This window comes from Candidatus Halocynthiibacter alkanivorans, assembly GCF_003333265.1.
In the GTDB taxonomy this organism is placed as follows: Bacteria; Pseudomonadota; Alphaproteobacteria; order Rhodobacterales; family Rhodobacteraceae; genus Halocyntiibacter_A; species Halocyntiibacter_A alkanivorans.
Genome location: NZ_QOLB01000140.1, coordinates 1 through 19,945, shown reverse-complemented (window position 1 = coordinate 19,945; position 19,945 = coordinate 1). Strand labels below are relative to the sequence as shown.

Here is a 19,945-nt window from a genome sequence, read left to right as displayed (position 1 = left end):
AGCCTGGCGATGCAGATAACATTGTGGCGGCGAGGCAAACAGACCCGCAGGGCTGTCGCGAAAGTCGGTAGAGCTCACCACAGCAGACCCGCCGGCGACATTGGCGTCGGTGCGTGCAAAATAACCGAATTCTTCAATCGCATTGATGACTTTCGGGTCGTCAAACTTCATCTCGTTTGAAACCCAGGCATCGTAATCGGCAGGCGACTGCGTGCGCAGCATCATATCCTCGACCCAGTCCGTTGCCGGCCAGCCAGTGGCGCCACCAGAACCAAGGCCAATGCACCACGGCGCAATGCCATCCGCCGCCATGGTTTCAGAAAGCGCTTTCAAATCTTCCATGGTTTGCGGCACGTCATAGCCGGCATCTTCAAAGTTTTCAGGCACATACCAGACCAGCGACTTCAGATCGACCTTGTAGAACAGACCATATAACGCATCGGCCCCGTCCTGTCCCGCATAGGTACCCAGATCAACCCATGACTGCCCGGCCGCGTAATTTTCACGCACCCAGTCGGCGCGCGCCTCGCCCAGCGGCGTCAGAAAACCGCGGCTTGCCAGATCGGCAGCCAGCCCGGGCTGCGGGAACACCGCAACATTGGGCGGCGAGCCAGCCTGGGTATCAATCAGGATCTGCTGTTCAAAACTGTCGGAGCCGGAATACTGAATATCTGCGCCGGTCGCTTCTTCAAAATAGGCCAGAACGTTTTCAACATTCTCCTGATCCGGTCCCAGCCAGGGCCCGAAGACCGACACGGTCTGACCGCTCAGGTCCAGTGACTTCAGTGCTTCATAACTGGCCCAGTTAAAATCACCCTCGCCTGGCGTAAACTTCAGATGAGCATCCGCTGAGGCCTGCCCGGCAATCAGCGCAATCGTCGCCGCACCGGCAAACAATACTTGTTTCATTTCTATCCCTCCCTGACAGGGCTGTTTTTCAACCCCTTTTCCGAAAATTGGATCGAAGCGCTTTTAGAATCGAGACACCCAAAGCGCTTTGGTATGCATATGCTTGCCGACGGATCCGGATCATGTCAACCGTTTCAGCTGCTCTCCGCCGACCTTAAATTTCACAAATATTGTTATTATCTGAAATTCTGGCTTTGACGTACCGGCAAACCCCTGGTAACTTGCACAAATCACCAAAGCGCTTTGACAGATCGGCCATAACAATGAATCTAAAAGACCTCTCCGATTATCTTGGCCTGTCCCAAACCACTGTCAGCCGCGCTTTGAACGGATACCCCGAAGTTTCGGAAAAAACCCGCAAACGGGTACAGGATGCGGCGGCAGCGCATAATTACCGCCCCAATACCCGCGCCAAAGGACTTGCCACCGGGCGCACTATGTCCATCGGTCATGTGATCCCGATCTCTGCGCGTCACGAAATCGTCAATCCGATTTTCGCCGATTTCATCGCTGGCGCCGGCGAAATCTATTCAAAAAATGGCTACGACATGCACCTGACAGTGGTGCCCGACACCGACGAAGCCCGTGTTTACCGGGACATTGCCTCCAAAGGCTCGGTGGACGGTGTCATCGTGCACGGCCCTTTGCAGAATGATCCGCGCATTAAACTTCTGCAGGATCTGGGCCTGCCCTTTGCGGTGCATGGCCGCTCCGGTCGGGGCGATGAAGATTACAACTGGGTGGACGTCAATAATGCGCGTGCTTTTGAGCGGGCGACAAACTTTTTGATCGACCTGGGGCACCGGCGTATTGCGCTGTTGAACGGCAATGAAAAGATGGATTTCGCAGCCCGCCGGCGGCTCGGTTATCTGACCGCTCATGGCGCACGCGGTCTGACGCATGATCCGGCGCTGATGTTCAGCGACGAGATGACCGAACATTATGGCTATGCCAGCGTGCTCCGGGCGCTGGATCATCCGAGCCCGCCAACCGCCTTTCTGATTTCCTCTATCATCAGTTCAATCGGCGCCCGCCGCGCCCTCGAAGAGCGCGGCCTACAGCTTGGGCGTGACATTTCCATCATCACCCATGATGATGAGTTGAGTTATCTGAAAAACGGCGAAGATCTGCCCATCTTCACAGCAACCCGCTCCTCTGTGCGGGAAGCCGGCCGAATCTGTGCTCAAATGGTGCTGGATGTCATCGCCAACCCCACAAGCCCGCCACAGCACAGGCTGCTGGAATCCGATCTTACAGTTGGCAATTCCACCGGTCCTGCGCCGTGACTGCCGCAGGAGAACCAAAAGTGTTTTTTGACCGCAGCCGTTTTCCGGACAAGTTTACCTTTGGCGCCGCCACCGCGGCCTATCAGATAGAGGGCAATGCCAAGGGCAATGCAGGGCAGAACCATTGGGATACGTTTGCGGCGACACCGGGCAATGTCGTGGGCGCACAGAACGGCGCCCGTGCCTGTGATCATTATACTTTCTGGCAGCAAGATCTGGACCTGATGCAGGCCGCTGGCTTTGACGCTTACCGGTTTTCAACAAGCTGGCCACGCGTTCAGCCAGACGGCCGGGGCGCGGTAAATCCGGAAGGGCTCGATTTTTACGACCGGCTGGTGGACGGGGTGCTCGACCGTGGCATGGATCCGTATGTCACCCTGTACCACTGGGATCTGCCACTGCCGCTGGCAGACAAGGGTGGCTGGTGCAACCGGGACACTTGCGCGCATTTTGCCGATTATGCCGAAATCATTATGGACCGGATCGGCGACCGTGTGGCGTCAACTGCAACGGTAAACGAGCCTTGGTGCATATCTTATCTCAGCCATTTTCTGGGCCAGCATGCGCCCGGGCTGCGTGATATCCGCGCCACAGCACGTTCGATGCACCATATCCTTCTGGCCCACGGTATGGCGATGAGCCGGCTGCGCCAGACGGGCCATGACGGGCTTGGCCTGGTGCTGAACTTTGAACCGGCACAACCAGCCGACGAGAGCGAGGCTTCGGCCCGTGCTGCCGCCACACAGCACGCAATTTATAACCGCTGGTTTATCGAGGCGGTGACCCGGGGCAAATACCCTGAAGAAGCTCTGCTCGGACTGGAGCCCCATCTGCCACAGCACTGGCAGGATGATATGGAAATCATCTCACAGCCACTGGATTTTGTGGGCGTCAATTATTATACCCGCAGCCTGTACGAGCCGGCGGCAGAGCCCGCCTGGCCCGGCACCCGTAGCAAACAAGGTCCGCTGAAGAAAACCCAGATGGGCTGGGAGGTCTATCCACAGGGGCTTGAAGACATTTTGCTGTGGCTCAGCGCGGAATACGTCGGCGACCTGCCCCTGTATGTAACCGAAAATGGCATCGCTCTGGCGGATCGGCTGGAGGATGGTAAGATCCACGACACCGAACGCTGCGCCTATATAACGGAGCATTTGCAGGCCACTGCGAACGCCCTTAGTTTAGGCGCTAACATCAAGGGATTCTTTTATTGGTCCCTTCTGGACAATTTTGAATGGGCACATGGCTATGACAAACGTTTTGGGCTTGTTCATGTGGATTTTAAGACGCTGCGGCGCGTCCCAAAATTCTCTTATTATATGCTGCAAAAAGCCCTGACCAACGGGTAACAAGGACGATACATGCCCCTACTCCAGTCTGATGAATTGTCTCTTGTTGCAGATATCGGCGGCACAAATACTCGTGTGGCGCTGAGCCGGGGGGCTGAGCTGCAAGCCGGCTCTGTACGGCGCTACCGCAATGCCGGTCGCACCGGTCTTGAACCCGTCCTGCAACAATATCTGCAGGAACTGGGCCAGCCAGCAGTCGCCGGCGCCTGTATTGCCCTGGCCGGTCCGGTGCGGGATGGCGCCGGAGAAATGACAAATCTCGACTGGAAAATTGACAACAAAACGCTTCGTCAGGCCACCGGCGCCCGTCGGTGCGATATTCTGAATGACCTGCAGGCGCAGGGCTACGCGCTTGGCCACGTGGATCCGGACCATACTACACCGGTGTTCACCGGCCGGTCTGCGATCCCCGCCGCCCACGCGCCCAGCCTTGTGATTGGCATCGGCACGGGTTTCAACATCGCCCCGGTGATTGATTTTCCCGGCGGACGCATTGTGATGCCCTCAGAGACCGGACACATCAACCTGCCACTGCAAGATGAGCAGGACCAGCGGCTGAACCGGTATCTGACCAGAGAATTCGGATTTCCCGCATTGGAAAGTGCTCTGTCCGGCCGCGGCCTGCAAGCGATCTACGCCGCCATGATGCCGGAAAACGCGAGCAAAACAGCGCCTGAAGCCACCAGGATAATGGCGGCGCTGCAGGAGAGGTCCGACCCGGTTGCCGAACAGGCCGCACGCCAGTTTGTAAGCCTGCTGGGCACAGTGACCGGCACACTGGCGCTGATCCAGTTGCCATTTAATGGTATCTACCTGGTGGGTGGCGTTGCGCGCGCCTTTGCGCCCTGGCTCGACGAATTCAGCTTTGCGACCGCATTCCGCAACAAAGGGCGTTTCTCAGAATTCATGGAGAATTTTTCCGTTTTTCTGATCAATGACGATTATGCAGCGCTGACGGGATGTGCCGTACACCTTGACGGAATACGATAAAAGCGTCGAAAAACGGTGCTTTCTTTAAAAACCTCCATTGGCCTTAAAAAAAATCCAGCTGTTGTAACTCCGTCTTAACGCCCTCGCTCCTAAATACTTCAGACAGGACTGAATGTATGGGAGCAAGTGAGATGAACAATCACTGGCCAAGCCCGGAGAGCCGGGCATGACAGCACAGATCACTTTAAACACACGGCTGGACTATCAGTCGATTAGCCCGTTGGCTAATGAACTGAAAGCATGCCAGGACACCGACCTCGCAATTGACGCGGGCAAGGTCAGACACCTCGGCGCACTCACAATGCAACTGCTGCTGGCAACCGCAAAATCCCGCGCCTTGTCCGGACAGAGCACCCGGATCATCAATGCGTCTGACGCATGTGTCGACCAGTTGGGTCTGTTTGGATATTCGCCTGAATCTTTTTCACAACCGGAGGCATGGACATGAGCCTGGAAGTCCTGGCTGTCGATGACAGCCGCACGATGCGCGACATGTTGAACCTGGCCCTGACTTCGGCAGGGTTCACAACACATCTCGCCGAAGATGGCGTTCACGGGCTGGAAGTCCTGGACGGCCTTGAGCCCAACGTAATTATTACAGACATCAACATGCCCCGCATGGACGGGTTCGGTTTCATTGACGCCGTCCGCTCACAAGAAAAATGGCGGGGCATTCCAATTCTGGTGCTGACCACAGAAAGTGCTTCGGAATTGAAGGTAAAAGCCCGTGCAGCAGGCGCAACCGGGTGGATCGTCAAACCTTTTGATCCGTCTAAACTCGTTAAAGCCATTAAAATGGTTGCAGGTTAGGAGGCAGTAGTATGTCCGACCCGATGGAAGAAATCCGAGCGTCATACTTTGTTGAATGCGAAGAACTCCTGGAAAGCCTTCAGGATGGCCTCCAGCAGATGGACGATGGCCATGATGACTCCGAAACGATCAATGTCGTTTTTCGGGCGGTACATTCGATCAAAGGCGGTGCCGGCGCTTTTGGGCTCGACGATCTGGTCAAGTTTGCGCATCGCTTCGAAACCGCGATGGACGAAGTCCGCGCCGGCCGGTTTGTCCCCGACAGCGCCGCAATAAAACTGTTCTTCCAATGCGCAGACATTCTGGCTGATCTTGTGCGTGCCGCCCGCGACGATGCTGTCATTCCGGAGAGTATTACCAATCCGGTTCTGGATACGCTCGACGAGATGGTGGGCACATCAGAAGAAGTTGAAGAAGAAATCGAATTTGCGCCGATGGTCCTGAACCTCGATCTCGGCGGTGGAGGTGCATCCGGCTTGCCTGATCTGCCGGGCCTGCCAGCACTGTCGGGCCTGCCCGATCTTCCAGGCTTGCCCGATCTTCCAGGCTTGCCCGATCTTCCAGGCTTGCCAGAGCTGGACAGCGCGTTACCGCTGCCCCCGGCCAGCCCGGCCGGTCAAACCGACAACAGCGGCAATCAGCTCAACCATTTCCGGATTCTCTTCAGCCCGGAAAACAGCCTGTACAGTTCAGGCAACGAACCGCTTTACCTGTTGCGGGCGCTGCGCGATCTTGGTGAAATCAAGGTCCGCTGTGATACATCCACCCTGCCCGGTCTGGGCGATCTGAACCCGGAGAACGGGTACTTGTCCTGGATCATTGAATTGTCAACCGAAGAAAATCAAACCACCGTCAGGGAAGTGTTTGAATTCGTTGACGGGCTTTGCGACCTGGACATAGCAACTGCCGACGACACGGCTCTTATTGCCGAGAATGCCGTTGCACCACAGCCGGAACTCACCGTCACGGCTGAACCTGACACCTCAGCAGCGCGCCTGCCTGATCTGGTACCGGAAATTGCAGACATTCTGCCCGATGTCACACCGGAACCGGAAGTTGCTCCAGCCCTTGATAAGGAGCCAGAACCTATGGACACATCAACCGCAGAATACGACGCACAATCTGCCGCCGGGGCCCAGAGTTCGGCAAAAGCGACCCCGACACAGCCCAGGGCCACTGTGCGTGTTGACCTCGAACGCATCGACCGGCTGGTGAATCTGGTGGGCGAGCTGGTTATCAATCAGGCCATGCTCAGCCAGTCAGTCGCTGAAACCAGCCTGCCGCAAAATTCACCGGTACAGACCGGGCTGGAGGAATTTCTGCAGCTGACACGTGACATCCAGGAAAGTGTCATGATGATCCGCGCCCAGCCGATCAAATCGCTGTTTCAGCGCATGAGCCGTATCGTACGCGAATCCTCAGCAATGCTGGGTAAAGATGTGCGCCTGTTCACCGATGGTGAAAATACTGAAGTCGACAAAACTGTCATCGAACGTCTCGCCGACCCGTTGACCCATATGATCCGGAACGCGGTGGATCACGGGCTTGAAAGCACGGCGGACCGTATCGCGACCGGCAAAGAACCTGTGGGCCATGTCACCCTTACGGCCAATCACCGGTCCGGTCGCATCGTGATTGATGTCACCGACGACGGCGCTGGGATCAACCGCGAAAAAGTGCGGCAGATTGCCATCAACAAAGAGCTGATCGCCGCCGATGCGCAGCTCAGTGACACTGACATCGACAACCTTCTGTTCCTGCCCGGGTTTTCCACTGCGGACAAAGTGTCGAACCTGTCGGGGCGCGGCGTCGGCATGGACGTGGTCAAAAGCGCTATCCTCGGGCTGGGTGGCAGAATCTCGATCTCCTCGGTCGAAGGCAAGGGCACCACATTCTCGATTTCCCTGCCGCTGACGCTTGCGGTGCTGGACGGGATGGTGGTGCAAGTTGCCGGCGAAACCCTGGTGGTGCCGCTGAATGCGATCATTGAAACACTGACACTGACCGAAGACGATTTGCGCGCGCTCGGACCGCAAACCCATGTGGTTCAGATCCGCGGCGGGTTTGATCCCCTTCTCGATCTGGGTGCAGAACTCGGCTACCGGGCGCCGAAAGACAGCTACATCGGCGACATCGTGCTGCTCATTGGTCAGGAGGATGGCAAGCGCGCAGCCCTCGTGGTCGATGCCATTGAGGATCAGCGCCAGGTCGTCATCAAAGGGCTGGAAGCCAGCTACGGCCGTGTCGCGGGCATTGCCGCGGCCACGATCCTGGGCGACGGGCAGATTGCTCTCATCCTCGATCCGGTCGATCTGGTCTCAGAAGCCACGGGCCGGACCCGGGTTCCCCCTAAACATCTTTCGATAGCAGGATAAGCCAACATGACTGATAACACAAAAAAATCCGACACTGCGACCGAGCTTCTGTCATTTCTTGTTGGTGGCCAGGATTACTCCGTGGACATTATGTCTGTCCGCGAAATCCGCGGCTCTGCCAAAGCCACCTCCCTGCCCCATGCGCCGCCCTTTGTACGCGGTGTTATCAACCTGCGTGGCACGGTGCTGCCGCTGATTGATCTGGCGGCCCGCCTTGGTCTGGAAACCGGTCAGGATACTGATCGCAACGTAATCATCGTTGTCGACCTCGGCGAACGCACCGTGGGGCTGATGGTGGATGCGGTTTCCGACATTCTCGCCATTCCGGAGGAAGATATGCAGGCACCGCCGGATATGGCCGCAGATGAGACCCATAATTTCGTATCCGCCCTGACGATCGTCGACGGCCGGATGATCCGCATCCTTGATCTGAACGCGATCATGCCCGACCAGAACGAGGAAGCCGCATGAACGCTGCACTTCATCAGCCCCGCCGCGTTGTCGGCGGTGAGATGAGCGACGCTGTTTTTGCGGCGGTCTCAAGGATCGCGCATCGCGAAGCGGGGCTGGTTCTGGCGCAATCAAAGATGGCAATGGTCAAATCCCGCCTGACACGCCGCCTGCGTGTTCTGAAACTGCCCAGCTTTGAAGACTATATCGAATTTGTGGAAAACCCCGGCAATGCCGGCGAAATGCCCTTTCTGGTATCAGCGCTGACGACCAATGTTTCACATTTCTTCCGCGAGAAACATCATTTCGACCGGCTGAAGTCAGAAGTGTTGCCGCCATTGCTGAAGAAGGCCGCTGCGGGGGGCCGCGTCCGGATCTGGTCTGCGGGCTGCTCCAACGGGCAGGAAACATATTCTATGGCGATGACGTTGCTGGAAATGGATCCGAATATACTGTCCAGGGATGTCCGCATTCTGGGCACTGACATCGACAATGATGTGCTGCAGACCGCGCGGGAGGGGTTTTACGCCAATACCATGCTCAGCGGTCTCGAAGACAATCATCTCCGTGACTGGTTCAGCGCGGAATCCCTCGAGGGTGAAGAAGGCTACCGGGCGTCTCAAAAACTCAGGGATCTTGTTACCTACCGCAAGCTGAACCTGCACGGTGACTGGCCGATGAACGGCTGCTTTGACATCATATTCTGTCGCAATGTGGTGATTTATTTTGATGAGGACACTCAGACACGTCTTTATCAACGCTTCCAAAATATCTTGTCTGATGACGGTTGGCTGTTTCTGGGACATTCGGAGCGTATTGGCGAAGCAGCCAACTCTCTGTTCACCAGTTCCGGCGTCACCGCCTATCGCGTCGCTAAAGGAGCCTGACCATGGCACTCAGAGATCAACTTCGGGTAATTGTTGTGGACGATATGTCCACGAGCCGGGGCCTTATTACCAATGCGCTCGATTCTTTCGGGGTGCGAAACGTGGATGTCGCCGCCGACGGTCACGGCGCATTGCAAAAGATCGCGGCAAACCCGGTACACCTCGTTATCTCGGACTACAATATGCCTGGCATGGATGGCTTGCACCTGTTGCACGCCCTGCGCAGCAATGCGCCGACCCGGGGTGTTGGTTTCCTGCTGATCACCGGCCGCGCAGATCGCGAGATTATCGAACACGGCAAAAAACTCGGCATGAACAACTTCGTCAAAAAACCGTTTGAACCTGCCGGGTTGAAAGCTGCAATCGAAGCCATCGTCGGGCCGCTCTGATGTCAGAGCGGGCCGCCGATATAACGGACTCTCCGACAGAGCTGCAGCCGGAGGCGGAGACCATTCCGCTTGCCACGCTCAATGGCCGCATCCAGGACGAGTTGATGTCTATGGCTATGCTGGCGTCCGAATTGCAGACGGCGCTGGGGCCAGCGATTGAAAATGCCGGCACTCTGTCGCCTGCGGTGCTGCGGTCGCTGCAGTCCGTCGACCGCCTGCATCAGACGCTCGACGACCTGACCCGCGTTTTCGGGCACCTGAAAACGCAGTGTCTGGAGCAAACAGTCGAGGTGAATGAACTGGACAAGGTTATCCAGCTGCGCCATCTGGCCCACAAGCTGTTTGACGACACCGACTCACCGTTTGTTTTGTGTGAAGAGGACTCCGGCGAAATCGCCTGGTTCTGACGCAAAGGAATTGCAGGGCTGACAGGCACAGGTCTGCTTCACAATGTGATCCTGGATTCGGAACAGAGACAATTCACCGCAGGCCGTTCAGCGAACCAGCTCGATGCCGGTCACGCCCCACAGTTCTGGGCCTGGTGTAGCCGCAAGTGCAGCCCCGGTTGCCGGGCGAAAAATCCAGCCGCTGTTCCACCCCGGCGGTTTGCGCGCTGCTGCCCGGCTGTGTTTTATTGCACCCATTGCGACCGGCGACAGCTCATCATCTGTCGCGGGGCACGGATCCGGCGGACCCGGGCACCGGGAAATGCATCACTCCTGGCCTTTAAACCCGGTCGCAACTACGAATTTTTCTGAACTGTCGGCGCGGCTGGCCGGCGGTTTAACGTTCATAACTTTGGTGAACTTCATTTTCAGCAGTTTTTGCAAATCACCCTCGGCGCCACCGGCAAGAACTTTGGCGACAAATGTACCGCCCTCTTCCAGCACATCAAATGCAAAATAGGCCGCAGCTTCACACAGCGCAATGATGCGCAGGTGATCGGTTTGTTTGTGGCCCGAGGCAGAGGCCGCCATGTCTGACATTACCACGTCAGCGCGGCCGCCCAGCCACTCTTTCACTTTCAGATCGGCATCGTCTTCCATGAAATCCAGCGTGTGGGTTTCCGCACCGGCCAGTGGTTCGATTTCCTGCAGGTCAACGCCAAGCACCCTGCCGACCGCTTTGCTTTTTCTTTCACCAAGCGCGTTGACGCGGGGCACCGCGACCTGACACCAGCCGCCGGGCGCACAGCCCAGATCGACCACCCGGGCACCGGGCACCAAAAAGCGGAATTTGTCATCAAGTTCGAGGATTTTAAACGCGGCACGCCCCCGGAACCCCTCGACCTGAGCCCGTTTGACATAGGGATCATTCAACTGACGCTCGAGCCAGAGAGTTGACGAAAGCTTCCGCCCCCGCGCTGATTTAACTTTTACCCGCAGTTCACGCTGTCCGCGCCCGCTTATTTCTTTGGCCATACGCCTCGTCCTTCATCAAAGGGCGCGTTTGGCCCCTTTTTCTGGTCAGATAGTCTGTTTTCCAACAACACACCAGCCCCGGTCGCCACCGGGCGATCCGCCTGATCAATAGGGCCCGTCTTCCAGCACACCATCTGCGCTCATCTGCGCGTAAAGCAAACCTTCCCGCAAACCCCGGTCAGCCACCGACAGGTGATCTGTGGGCCAGACCCGCAGCAAAGCCTGCAAAATCGCCGAGCCGGACATGATCAGTGATTGCCGGTCCCGACCGATACGCGGATCGCGCTGGCGGCCTTTTTCCCCAAGAGACAGGTAGTCCCGGATCACCGCATCAATCTGATCACTGCTCATGCGCAGACCGTCCACTTTGTTGCGGTCATAGCGCCGCAACCCCAGATGGCTGGCGGCCACGGTTGTAACCGTGCCGGAGGTGCCGATGATCTGAAAACCCTTGCGCGCCTGAATCTTGTCATAGGGGGCGAAGGCGGCCAGATTTTCCTCAAAAAAACAGCTCATCAGGGCGAACCGCGCGGAATCGTCTTTGACATCCGAAAACTGGTCTTTCAGGGTCGCCACCCCCAGCGGCACCGAGATCCAGTCCACCACATGCGCATGCGGAAACGGGCTCTGCGTTGGCTTGAACCCCGCATGAAGCCGCATAATCGCCCGCGGCCGGTCGATGCGCGGCACGTTTGACAGATCGATCCAGACCAGCTCGGTTGAGCCGCCGCCGATATCCACCACCAACAATTGTTCCGTCCGGGTGGACACCAGAGGCGCACACGAGATCACCGCCAGGCGGGCTTCTTCTTCAGGTTTGATAATCTCGAGCGACAGCCCCGCTTCGCGTTTCACCATGCGGATAAAGTCGCGGGAATTCTGCGCACGCCGGCAGGCTTCGGTTGCGATCAGCCGCATGCGCTGCACATTATGTTTCTGCAGTTTTTTGCGACAGACACGCAACGCCTGGACCGTTCGCCCCATCGAGGCGCGGCTCAGACAACCGGACGCTTCCAGACCTGCACCGAGTTGCACAGACTTCGAAAAGCTGTCCACCACATGAAACTGACTGCCCTTTGGCTGGGCAATCAACATACGGCAACTGTTTGTGCCCAAATCCAGCGCAGCATAAAGCTGCGACGGATCAGGCGGTTTGGGCGCGCGCGGCTCGACTGTTTCCAGGAACACGCCCGCACCCTTGGGACGCTTGGGCGTCATGGTCACGCCCTCCAACTTTGGCTTGGCTCTGAGGATAAGCGTCGCGGTGACGGAGAGCAAGAGACCTGACGGCTGGTTGATAAAAATCCTTCATCAATCTGTAATCTTCCCGGGTAAACTCATAAATCTCCAGTTGCGCCTCCCGACTGAGATCTTGCACCTTTGTGTGGCAAAGGCGTCGCTCGCGGCGTGGCAGCACCACCGAACGACCTGCCCGGCGCCCGATGTCATGGCCGATGCGATAAATCTCCTCCACCGGGTAGACCGCTTCAAAAAGCCCCAGATCCGGCCCCAGATAGCGGATCGCCGGGCGCACAAGCCGCGCCACCATTATAGAGTGCATACGATAAACGGACAGGTTGCTGAAAAACGTATCGCTGTCTGGTTGGGATGGCAGCTCAGTGGACACTACGTCACACGCCAGCAGCAAATCCCGTCCGGCCAGCCTGTTTTCATATATATCAATCAGTCGCGCCACCGGATCCCGGATCACACAAAACTTGAACCAACCGCTCAGCCGCGCGAGGATTTCCGCTTCAAACGGCACTGTGCTATAGTTGTGATCCAGTTCGGTGTCGGTGACATCTTCCACCGATTGCGCCACATGCAGCGGGTCTACCACCGCCAGAAACGTTTTCACCGCATTGCTGCCCGCACCCGGCAACGGGCAGTAGGCAATTTTGTATTCATCAATCAGTACCGTCATTCATCCCCCAGACTGTGACCGTCATTTGACTGGTTCATGATGATCATGAAAAGTTTTCCTATCCCTTAACCTTCCCACGACACTTCACATACCCTAGCCAGAGAGCAGAGAAGTCGTTTCAGCCTCTCTTCATGTCGAAAACCGCCCCCGCGACACAGTCGTGACCGCGTAGAACCGGGGTGTAATTAGGGAGTAGAATCGATCCATGCCTGACGTCACAATCGTTTACTGGCGCGACATTCCGGCCCAGGTCATTATCGGCAAGGGCCGCCGCGCAACCAAAGCACCACTGCCTGAGCGTTTTGAGCAGGCCATTGACCGCGCGGCGATGAAAATCGGCGCCAGCGATACCGACGCCTATCTCGCGGAATGGCGCAAAGCAGCGCCTTACCCGGTTGAGGGCGACGCTGCAGACGTGGTCGTGGCGGAAGCCGCACGGATCGATACTGATTACACCAAAGACCGCCTGAAGGCGTTGATCGACAATGACGGCTGGGCATGAGCCCAAGCCAGCTATGGGAGGCCACGATGGCGCTACTGAAATTCCGCAAAAAAGAAGCCCCAGCGGGTGGCACCGAAGAGCTTGAAGCTTTTTTGCAAGGCTATTCGATTGAAGTGATGCCGCGCACGGCTGAAAAAGTGGATGATTTACGCCCTCTGCTGGCGCCGGGCACCCGGGTTTATATCGCCCATATCGAAGGCACCCCCATCGAGGACATGGTCGCCACAGCCAAACGCGTCGCCGACGAAGGCTATGACGTGATGCCGCATTTCCCGGCGCGTATCATCAAAGACAAGGCCACGCTGGCCGACTGGATCGCGCGTTACCAGGGCGAAGCCGGCGTTGAGCAAGCGCTGCTGCTGGCCGGCGGTGTGGATAAACCCTACGGTGATTACTCCGACTCCATGCAACTGCTGGAAAGCGGCCTGTTTGACAAAGCCGGTTTCAAACGCCTGCACGTGGCCGGTCACCCCGAAGGCAACCGCGACATTGATCCCAGCGGGTCTGATGAACGCGTCATGGAAGCGCTGCGCTGGAAACAGAAGTTCAATGAGACCACCGATGCTGACATGGCGCTGGCGACACAGTTCTGCTTTGAAGCCGGTCCTGTCATTGAATGGGTCGACGCCCTGACAGAAGCCGGCATCGACATTCCGGTGCATATCGGTGTGGCTGGTCCGGCCAAGCTTCAGACCCTGATCAGGTTCTCCATCGCTTGTGGTGTTGGCGCTTCGCTGAAAGTGCTGAAAAAACGTGCTATGGATGTCTCCAAGCTGCTTTTGCCTTACGAGCCAACCGGGTTCCTCAACGAACTGGCGCTGCACAAGGCTAAAAACCCCGACTTTAACATCTCTCATGTGCATTTCTTCCCGCTGGGCGGGATCAAGACAAATGCAAAATGGGCCATCGAAAACGGCGGGGACGCGACACGTCCTGCCTCTGAATCTTAAGGGATCGCCATGACCCGTACAGTCATTGAAAGCAAAACCAATACCGTCATTATGGGCTTTGACGAGCCCTTCTGCGTCATTGGGGAACGTATCAACCCGACCGGCCGCAAAAAGCTGGCCGCGGAACTGGAAGCCGGCGATTTTTCCACCGTTGAAAAAGACGCGCTGGCCCAGGTTCTGGCCGGGGCCAACATTCTCGATATCAACGCCGGTGTTGTTTACAACTCCAACCCGAACCCGAATGAGACCGAGCCGCCCCTGATGACCAAAATCATCCAGTTGGTGCAGGGTCTGGTCGATGTGCCTCTTTGCATTGACAGCTCGGTTCCTGAGGCGCTTGAGGCCGGTCTGATCGCCGCCGAAGGCCGCCCGCTGCTGAACTCGGTCACCGGAGAAGAAGACCGTCTCGAATTCGTGCTGCCGCTGGTGAAAAAATACAACGTTCCTGTTGTGGCGATTTCCAACGATGACACCGGTATCTCTGAGGATCCGGAAGTGCGTTTTGCCGTGGCCAAAAAGATCGTTGAGCGGGCCGCCGATTTTGGCATTCCTGCACATGACATCGTGGTCGACCCGCTGGTGATGCCCATTGGTGCGATGGCGACGGCTGGCAAACAGGTCTTCACCCTTGTGCGCAAACTGCGCGAGGAACTGGGTGTGAACACCACCTGTGGCGCTTCCAACATCTCATTTGGCCTGCCCAACCGTCACGGCATCAACAATGCCTTCCTGCCCATGGCAATGGGCGCCGGCATGACTTCGGCGATTATGAACCCGGTGGCCCTGCCCGTCGGCCCCAAGAAACTGCAGGAAAAACGCGACGCGCTGGCTGCAGCCGGCATCATCGTTCCCGATGATATCGATCTGGAACTGCTGGCCCACCTGACCGGTCTGGGCTCGACCAAAGCGCGTCCCGGCAAGGAAATGGAAGCCATCCGTGCGGCCAACTTCCTCACCGACAATGACCCGCATGGCTCGACCTGGATCAGCTTCAACAGAGACCCCAACGCAGCTGTCGAAGGCGCCCGCGGGCGCCGCACCGGTGGCCGTCGCCGTCGCGCCTGAGCGCCATTGATCTGAACATAAAAAGGGCGTCCTTCCGGGCGCCCTTTTTTGTCACAGCCGTCAGAAAAGTTCAGCGACTGATGCCGTCAGTGGTAAAGATGTAATCCTCTGCGCCCGAGTGACAGGCAATGCAGCCGGCGTCCGCCCCTTTGGCCACCCGCCCGGCCAGAGCCATGCCTTTGGGGTTTTTATCCAGCGACCCATCGGGCAGGTATTTGGCCCAGAACCAGTCCTGGTTGTCGCCGTCATAGCCTTCTTCGCGCTGGAACATCACGGTGTAAGCGCCCAGATGTTTGTCCGGATCCATCATCACGTCATCGGCGCTGACACCCTCAGGCCCGTAATTGCGCTTCACAATCAAATTGCCGGTATGACCGTCGATGGTGGCGGTGGTGTAAAAGGTTTCCAGCATCATCCCATGCGGTGCAACACCTTCATAAGGAAAGGCGCGGATCATGCCCGGGCCGGCAAGTTGCAGATCCAGCATCGCCTGCCACACCGCCGCCGCATCCGTTTTGTCCTGATCACCGCCAAACACCATCTGCTGCGCAAAGGCCCCACCCGTCGCAAGCGCTGCGGTCAAAAGGCTGACCGTAAAAATGCGTTTCATTTTTTTCTCCCTGTTTAATCACTACTCACGGGCAAACGGTAGCCGGGTCGCCGTCGCAAAGCAGTTCAAGGATTTTCACATTTTATTGTGCGTCGGTTAACATAAGTGAATAGACAAGCCGGCCATGGCAACCTCACCTTTGAGACAAAAGCGCAAAGGATCATATGTTATGACACAGACCATCCCGCCAGCCAGTTTCTCGATTACCGGCCTGAAAACGGTCGGTTTTGCCGCCGCAATCGCGATGTTTTCCGCCGCACCCTTGCTGGCGCAGTCCGCTGAGCGCGGCGAAAAGATATTCAAAAGCTGCAAGGCCTGCCACCAGGTCGGAGACAAAGCCCGCAACCGCACCGGACCGGTGCTGAACGGGGTGATCGGACGCCAGGCCGGGGTCGCTGAAGGCTTCCGCTACTCAAAATCCATGCGTGACGCCGGCCTTTCAGGCCTGGTATGGGACGCGGAGGCCGTTGTAAAATATTTGGTCAATCCAACGACTTATATGCGGTCCTATCTGGATAATCCGAGAGCCAAGGTAAAAATGGCTTTCAGGCTGGTCAGTGAAGATGACCGGCGCGATGTGGCGGCTTATCTGGCCGGATTTTCCGCCCCCGAACAAGCCGAAGAACCCGGGATGCAACCCGGCGCGGTGCAAACAGCCCTCGCTGCGGGTCCCGGCATGGTCTGCGTTCAAAACGCCACTGCAAAGCCCTACCTGTTTGCCAGCGAAGGCGATGACGGCAGCCGTCTGGTGCAAAGCCTGCCGCCACAAGACACCCTGTGCACCACAGCCTCCGTCACAGGAATCGTCAGTGTCTTTGAAAGCTCTGACGCGCTGGAAGGCTGTTCACGCATTGTCACCGCCGGAACCACGGAACAGCTGTTGAAATACGCGGATTTTGACCGCTGCGCCTGGAGTTCCAACAGCTGAGCCGCAAAAGATGACGCGGAAAGACCGCATTATGACGCCGATGCCATTGCGCCCACGCCTCATTCGCCTAGATTGCCGGTAAGCAATATCAAAAGGGCGAACACATGTCAGATCAGGACGCATTGGTCATCTTTACCCCGTCGGGCAAACGCGGTCGCTTCGCCCTTGGCACCCCCGTCTTGACGGCGGCACAGCAGCTTGGTGTTGATCTGGATTCGGTCTGTGGCGGCCGTGGAATTTGTTCCAAATGCCAGGTCACGCCGTCCTTTGGCGAATTCCCCAAACATGGCGTAACAGTGTTTGAGAACGCGGTGTCTGAATTCAACGCAGTGGAAGAGCGCTACGACCGGATCCGCGGCCTGAAAACCGGCCGCCGGCTGGGATGCCAGACCAAGGTGCAGGGCGATATCGTGATCGACGTGCCGCCCGAAAGCCAGGTGCACAAACAAGTGGTGCGCAAAGCGGCCTCCACCCGTCCGATCATCATGGACCCGGCGACACGACGCTATTACATCGAAGTCGAAGAGGCCGGCATGGACGACCCGACCGGCGATTTTGAGCGGCTGCAGGCAGCGCTGAAAGCGCAATGGAATGTAGAGGGTATCACCGCGCCATTGTCGGTTCTGCGCAAGTTACAAAAAGCGCTGCGCAAAGGCGCATGGGCGGTCACCGTCGCCATTTATGACGCCGGTGAAGACCAATCCAAAATGCTGGACGTCTGGCCCGGCTTGTATGAAGAACCGCTGTATGGCCTGGCGATTGACCTTGGCTCGACCACCATCGCCGCCCATCTCTGTGATCTGGAAACCGGCATTGTCGCCGGATCGGCCGGGGTGATGAACCCACAGATCCGCTTTGGCGAAGATCTGATGAGCCGGGTGTCCTATGCGATGATGAACCCCGGTGGTGACGCCGAAATGACCCGCGAAGTACGCGCAGCTATGGCCGATCTGGCCCGCACGCTCGCGGCGGATGCCGAAATATCTACCGACCAGATTCTGGAAGCGGTGTTCGTCTGCAACCCGGTGATGCACCATCTGCTGCTTGGTTTTGATCCGGTGGAGCTTGGCCAGTCGCCCTTTGCACTCACCAGCTCTGACGCCTGCACCCTTGACGCGCGCGACCTTGATCTGCCGCTGAACCCGGCGGCGCAGGTCTATATCCTGCCGCTGATTGCCGGCCATGTTGGTGCCGATGCCGCCGCCGTGGCGCTTTCCGAGGCGCCCGAACTGCGCGATGACCTGTCGCTGATCGTGGATGTGGGCACCAATGCGGAAATCCTGCTTGGAAACTCCACCCAGGTTCTGGCCTGTTCCTCGCCCACAGGCCCTGCTTTTGAAGGGGCGCAGATCAGTTCTGGCCAGCGGGCAGCGCCCGGGGCGATTGAACGTATCGAAATCAATGCAGACACCAAAGAACCGCGGTTCCGTGTCATCGGCAGCGAAATATGGTCCGATGAGGACGGGTTTGCCGAGGTGATTGCCGGCACCGGTGTCACCGGCATTTGTGGCTCCGGAATTATTGAGGCAGTCGCCGAAATGCGCATGGCCGGCCTGGTGGACGCTTCAGGCCTGATCGGCAGCGCAGAGCAGACCGGCACCAGTCGCAGCCTGCCCGAAGGCCGCACCCATTCTTATCTGATTCATGATGGCAGCGACCGGGACGGTCCGGTGATCACCGTGACTCAGGGCGACATCCGCGCTATTCAGCTGGCGAAATCCGCGCTCTACGCCGGCGCCCGCCTGTTGATGGACGAACTGGGGGTCGATGAGGTCGACCGGGTGGTTCTGGCCGGCGCTTTTGGCGCCCATATCAGCCCCAAACATGCCATCGTTCTGGGTATGATCCCCGACTGCCGCACCGATCAGGTGTTCTCAGCCGGCAATGCCGCCGGCACCGGCGCACGCATGGCGCTGGCCAACGTCAGTGACCGCCGCGCGATCGAGGCCCAGGTGCAGCGTATTAACAAGATCGAAACCGCGATTGAACCGCGCTTTCAGGAACATTTTGTCGCCGCAAATGCCATACCCCACGCCACCGCACCCTTTGCGGAACTGGCAAAAACTGTCACCCTGCCGAATGTGAATTTCAACCCCAACAGCGGTGATGGGGCCGGCGGACGCCGCCGCCGTCGTCGCGGCTAAGCGAAAACGCCCCTGGTGAGCATACTTGTTCACCAGGACAATCGCCGCACCAAAACGGCAGTAAAACCCACAGATCCCACTTGACCCTGCCGTGGCGCTGATTTACCTGATAGCCCATCGCGGGTGTAGCTCAATGGTAGAGCAGCAGCTTCCCAAGCTGAATACGAGGGTTCGATTCCCTTCACCCGCTCCATTCCCCCACCCTATAAAACACCCAATAAAACAAGGGTGTTACGCGCTGATTGCGGCAAGTATATTGCTTTTCCCCGAACAACCGACCAGGGAGAAATAGGGAACAAAACCCCATCTTCGGGAGTTCGATCCCCACACTTATCCCCACACTTGCATTTTCCGTTCTCAAATTGTTCTGACTGGATTGCCCGCTACTTTCGAAGCGCAGTTCAGAACCGTTCAAAACCAGGTTTCTGGGGCGCGCCGCAAACTAGCCCCATGATCGGGGTTACGCATGTCCGATCACACACCTGAAGAACTGGCGGACGCCACAGCAATCCTAAAGCCGCACCTGAATGGCATCCTCTTTGGAGATGGAACCGTTGGCGTCGGATACAATCCCCGCTCTGAAGAAGGCGGGTTCGTCGTTCTGCTCACCCTGGACGCAGCCATACCTGGCATGATTGAGAACCAGCACTACATGCGCTCGATCTCCCTCACTCAGGAGCTGGACAAAATTCGCCAAGGCGCCGCCGAATTTGCCGACAGCATTCCCGGCATCAACGTTTCCATTGATGACGCTTTGATCGGGGGTGCTGCGTATTGGACGGCGGCCTGTTCTTCGACCCGCCCCAGCCTACCCGCCCTGTATGCGCCGACGCACCGCTGATCATTGATAGTTTTGCCGGCGGCGGCGGCGCCGGCGCATCCGCCGGGAGTTCGCTGGCGATTGGCCGCAGCCCGGATCTCGCAGTGGACCACAATGAGACCGCGCTGTCCATGCC

Annotated in this window: 21 protein-coding genes and 1 tRNA gene; 17 read left to right on the top strand and 5 right to left on the bottom strand. The window is 57.7% G+C overall.

The window, feature by feature from the left end; translation table 11 throughout:
- On the bottom strand, window positions 1–909 hold a 909-nt coding region (locus DWA01_RS18310), incomplete at its 3' end, for an ABC transporter substrate-binding protein (RefSeq protein ID WP_136057779.1).
- Window positions 910–1,172: 263 nt separating this feature from the next.
- Between DWA01_RS18310 and DWA01_RS18300 the strand changes: the two genes are divergently transcribed.
- From DWA01_RS18300 to DWA01_RS18255, 10 genes are all read left to right on the top strand, one after another.
- Window positions 1,173–2,195 carry a substrate-binding domain-containing protein gene (locus DWA01_RS18300; protein ID WP_114287253.1) on the top strand — a complete coding sequence of 341 codons (1,023 nt, stop codon included), beginning with the start codon at window positions 1,173–1,175 and terminating at the stop codon, window positions 2,193–2,195.
- Between the two features lie 20 nt (window positions 2,196–2,215).
- Complete coding sequence (locus DWA01_RS18295) at window positions 2,216–3,544, top strand: GH1 family beta-glucosidase (protein WP_114287252.1); 1,329 nt, start codon at window positions 2,216–2,218, stop codon at window positions 3,542–3,544.
- A gap of 12 nt (window positions 3,545–3,556) precedes the next feature.
- On the top strand, window positions 3,557–4,534 hold the full coding sequence (locus DWA01_RS18290) for a glucokinase (protein ID WP_114287251.1): 978 nt from the start codon (window positions 3,557–3,559) through the stop codon (window positions 4,532–4,534).
- A 166-nt stretch (window positions 4,535–4,700) separates the two neighbouring features.
- On the top strand, window positions 4,701–4,982 hold the full coding sequence (locus DWA01_RS18285; RefSeq protein WP_114287250.1) for a hypothetical protein: 282 nt from the start codon (window positions 4,701–4,703) through the stop codon (window positions 4,980–4,982).
- Window positions 4,979–5,344 (top strand): response regulator, encoded by a 366-nt coding sequence (locus DWA01_RS18280; RefSeq protein ID WP_114287249.1) that lies wholly within the window; start codon window positions 4,979–4,981, stop codon window positions 5,342–5,344. The genes DWA01_RS18285 and DWA01_RS18280 overlap by 4 nt, the downstream gene beginning before the upstream one ends.
- Window positions 5,345–5,355: 11 nt before the next feature.
- On the top strand, window positions 5,356–7,719 hold the full coding sequence (locus DWA01_RS18275; protein WP_114287248.1) for a chemotaxis protein CheA: 2,364 nt from the start codon (window positions 5,356–5,358) through the stop codon (window positions 7,717–7,719).
- Between the two features lie 6 nt (window positions 7,720–7,725).
- On the top strand, window positions 7,726–8,190 hold the full coding sequence (locus tag DWA01_RS18270) for a chemotaxis protein CheW (RefSeq protein ID WP_114287247.1): 465 nt from the start codon (window positions 7,726–7,728) through the stop codon (window positions 8,188–8,190).
- Window positions 8,187–9,056, top strand: a complete 870-nt coding sequence (locus tag DWA01_RS18265; RefSeq protein WP_235008609.1) for a CheR family methyltransferase — start codon at window positions 8,187–8,189, stop codon at window positions 9,054–9,056. Before DWA01_RS18270 ends, DWA01_RS18265 begins: the two co-directional genes overlap by 4 nt.
- Window positions 9,057–9,058: 2 nt before the next feature.
- Window positions 9,059–9,445 carry a response regulator gene (locus DWA01_RS18260; RefSeq protein WP_114287246.1) on the top strand — a complete coding sequence of 129 codons (387 nt, stop codon included), beginning with the start codon at window positions 9,059–9,061 and terminating at the stop codon, window positions 9,443–9,445.
- Window positions 9,445–9,852 (top strand): hypothetical protein, encoded by a 408-nt coding sequence (locus DWA01_RS18255; RefSeq protein WP_114287245.1) that lies wholly within the window; start codon window positions 9,445–9,447, stop codon window positions 9,850–9,852. Before DWA01_RS18260 ends, DWA01_RS18255 begins: the two co-directional genes overlap by 1 nt.
- A 306-nt stretch (window positions 9,853–10,158) precedes the next feature.
- On the opposite strand, the gene DWA01_RS18250 is transcribed toward DWA01_RS18255, so the two are convergent.
- From DWA01_RS18250 to DWA01_RS18240, 3 genes are all read right to left on the bottom strand, one after another.
- Window positions 10,159–10,866 carry an RlmE family RNA methyltransferase gene (locus DWA01_RS18250; protein ID WP_114287244.1) on the bottom strand — a complete coding sequence of 236 codons (708 nt, stop codon included), beginning with the start codon at window positions 10,864–10,866 and terminating at the stop codon, window positions 10,159–10,161.
- A gap of 105 nt (window positions 10,867–10,971) precedes the next feature.
- Window positions 10,972–12,084, bottom strand: a complete 1,113-nt coding sequence (locus DWA01_RS18245) for a Ppx/GppA phosphatase family protein (RefSeq protein WP_114287243.1) — start codon at window positions 12,082–12,084, stop codon at window positions 10,972–10,974.
- Window positions 12,011–12,790 carry a sulfotransferase family 2 domain-containing protein gene (locus tag DWA01_RS18240; protein ID WP_114287242.1) on the bottom strand — a complete coding sequence of 260 codons (780 nt, stop codon included), beginning with the start codon at window positions 12,788–12,790 and terminating at the stop codon, window positions 12,011–12,013. Before DWA01_RS18240 ends, DWA01_RS18245 begins: the two co-directional genes overlap by 74 nt.
- A gap of 205 nt (window positions 12,791–12,995) precedes the next feature.
- On the opposite strand from DWA01_RS18240, the gene DWA01_RS18235 reads away from it, so the two are divergent.
- Genes DWA01_RS18235 through DWA01_RS18225 form a run of 3 tightly spaced genes read left to right on the top strand, consistent with a single transcriptional unit; the run spans window position 12,996 to window position 15,307 of the window.
- Window positions 12,996–13,292 (top strand): virulence factor, encoded by a 297-nt coding sequence (locus tag DWA01_RS18235; protein ID WP_114287241.1) that lies wholly within the window; start codon window positions 12,996–12,998, stop codon window positions 13,290–13,292.
- A 26-nt stretch (window positions 13,293–13,318) separates the two neighbouring features.
- A complete protein-coding gene (locus DWA01_RS18230; RefSeq protein ID WP_114287240.1) occupies window positions 13,319–14,242 on the top strand; it encodes a methylenetetrahydrofolate reductase in 924 nt (307 codons plus the stop codon).
- 9 nt (window positions 14,243–14,251) lie between these two features.
- Entirely contained in the window at window positions 14,252–15,307 is a 1,056-nt protein-coding gene (locus DWA01_RS18225) for a methyltetrahydrofolate cobalamin methyltransferase (RefSeq protein ID WP_114287239.1), read from the top strand.
- 70 nt (window positions 15,308–15,377) lie between these two features.
- Here the strand turns inward: DWA01_RS18225 and DWA01_RS18220 are convergent, their stop codons facing one another.
- Window positions 15,378–15,917: a hypothetical protein gene (locus DWA01_RS18220; RefSeq protein WP_114287238.1), complete on the bottom strand. Its 540-nt coding sequence runs from the start codon at window positions 15,915–15,917 to the stop codon at window positions 15,378–15,380.
- Between the two features lie 169 nt (window positions 15,918–16,086).
- On the opposite strand from DWA01_RS18220, the gene DWA01_RS18215 reads away from it, so the two are divergent.
- The 4 genes from DWA01_RS18215 (at window position 16,087) to DWA01_RS18200 (ending at window position 19,830) form a co-directional block, all read left to right on the top strand.
- A complete protein-coding gene (locus tag DWA01_RS18215; RefSeq protein ID WP_235008608.1) occupies window positions 16,087–16,845 on the top strand; it encodes a c-type cytochrome in 759 nt (252 codons plus the stop codon).
- A gap of 104 nt (window positions 16,846–16,949) precedes the next feature.
- Entirely contained in the window at window positions 16,950–18,989 is a 2,040-nt protein-coding gene (locus DWA01_RS18210; RefSeq protein ID WP_114287236.1) for an ASKHA domain-containing protein, read from the top strand.
- Window positions 18,990–19,108: 119 nt separating this feature from the next.
- Window positions 19,109–19,182: transfer RNA gene (locus DWA01_RS18205), tRNA-Gly, on the top strand.
- A 273-nt stretch (window positions 19,183–19,455) separates the two neighbouring features.
- Complete coding sequence (locus DWA01_RS18200; RefSeq protein WP_114287235.1) at window positions 19,456–19,830, top strand: hypothetical protein; 375 nt, start codon at window positions 19,456–19,458, stop codon at window positions 19,828–19,830.
- Window positions 19,831–19,945 lie beyond the last annotated feature (115 nt).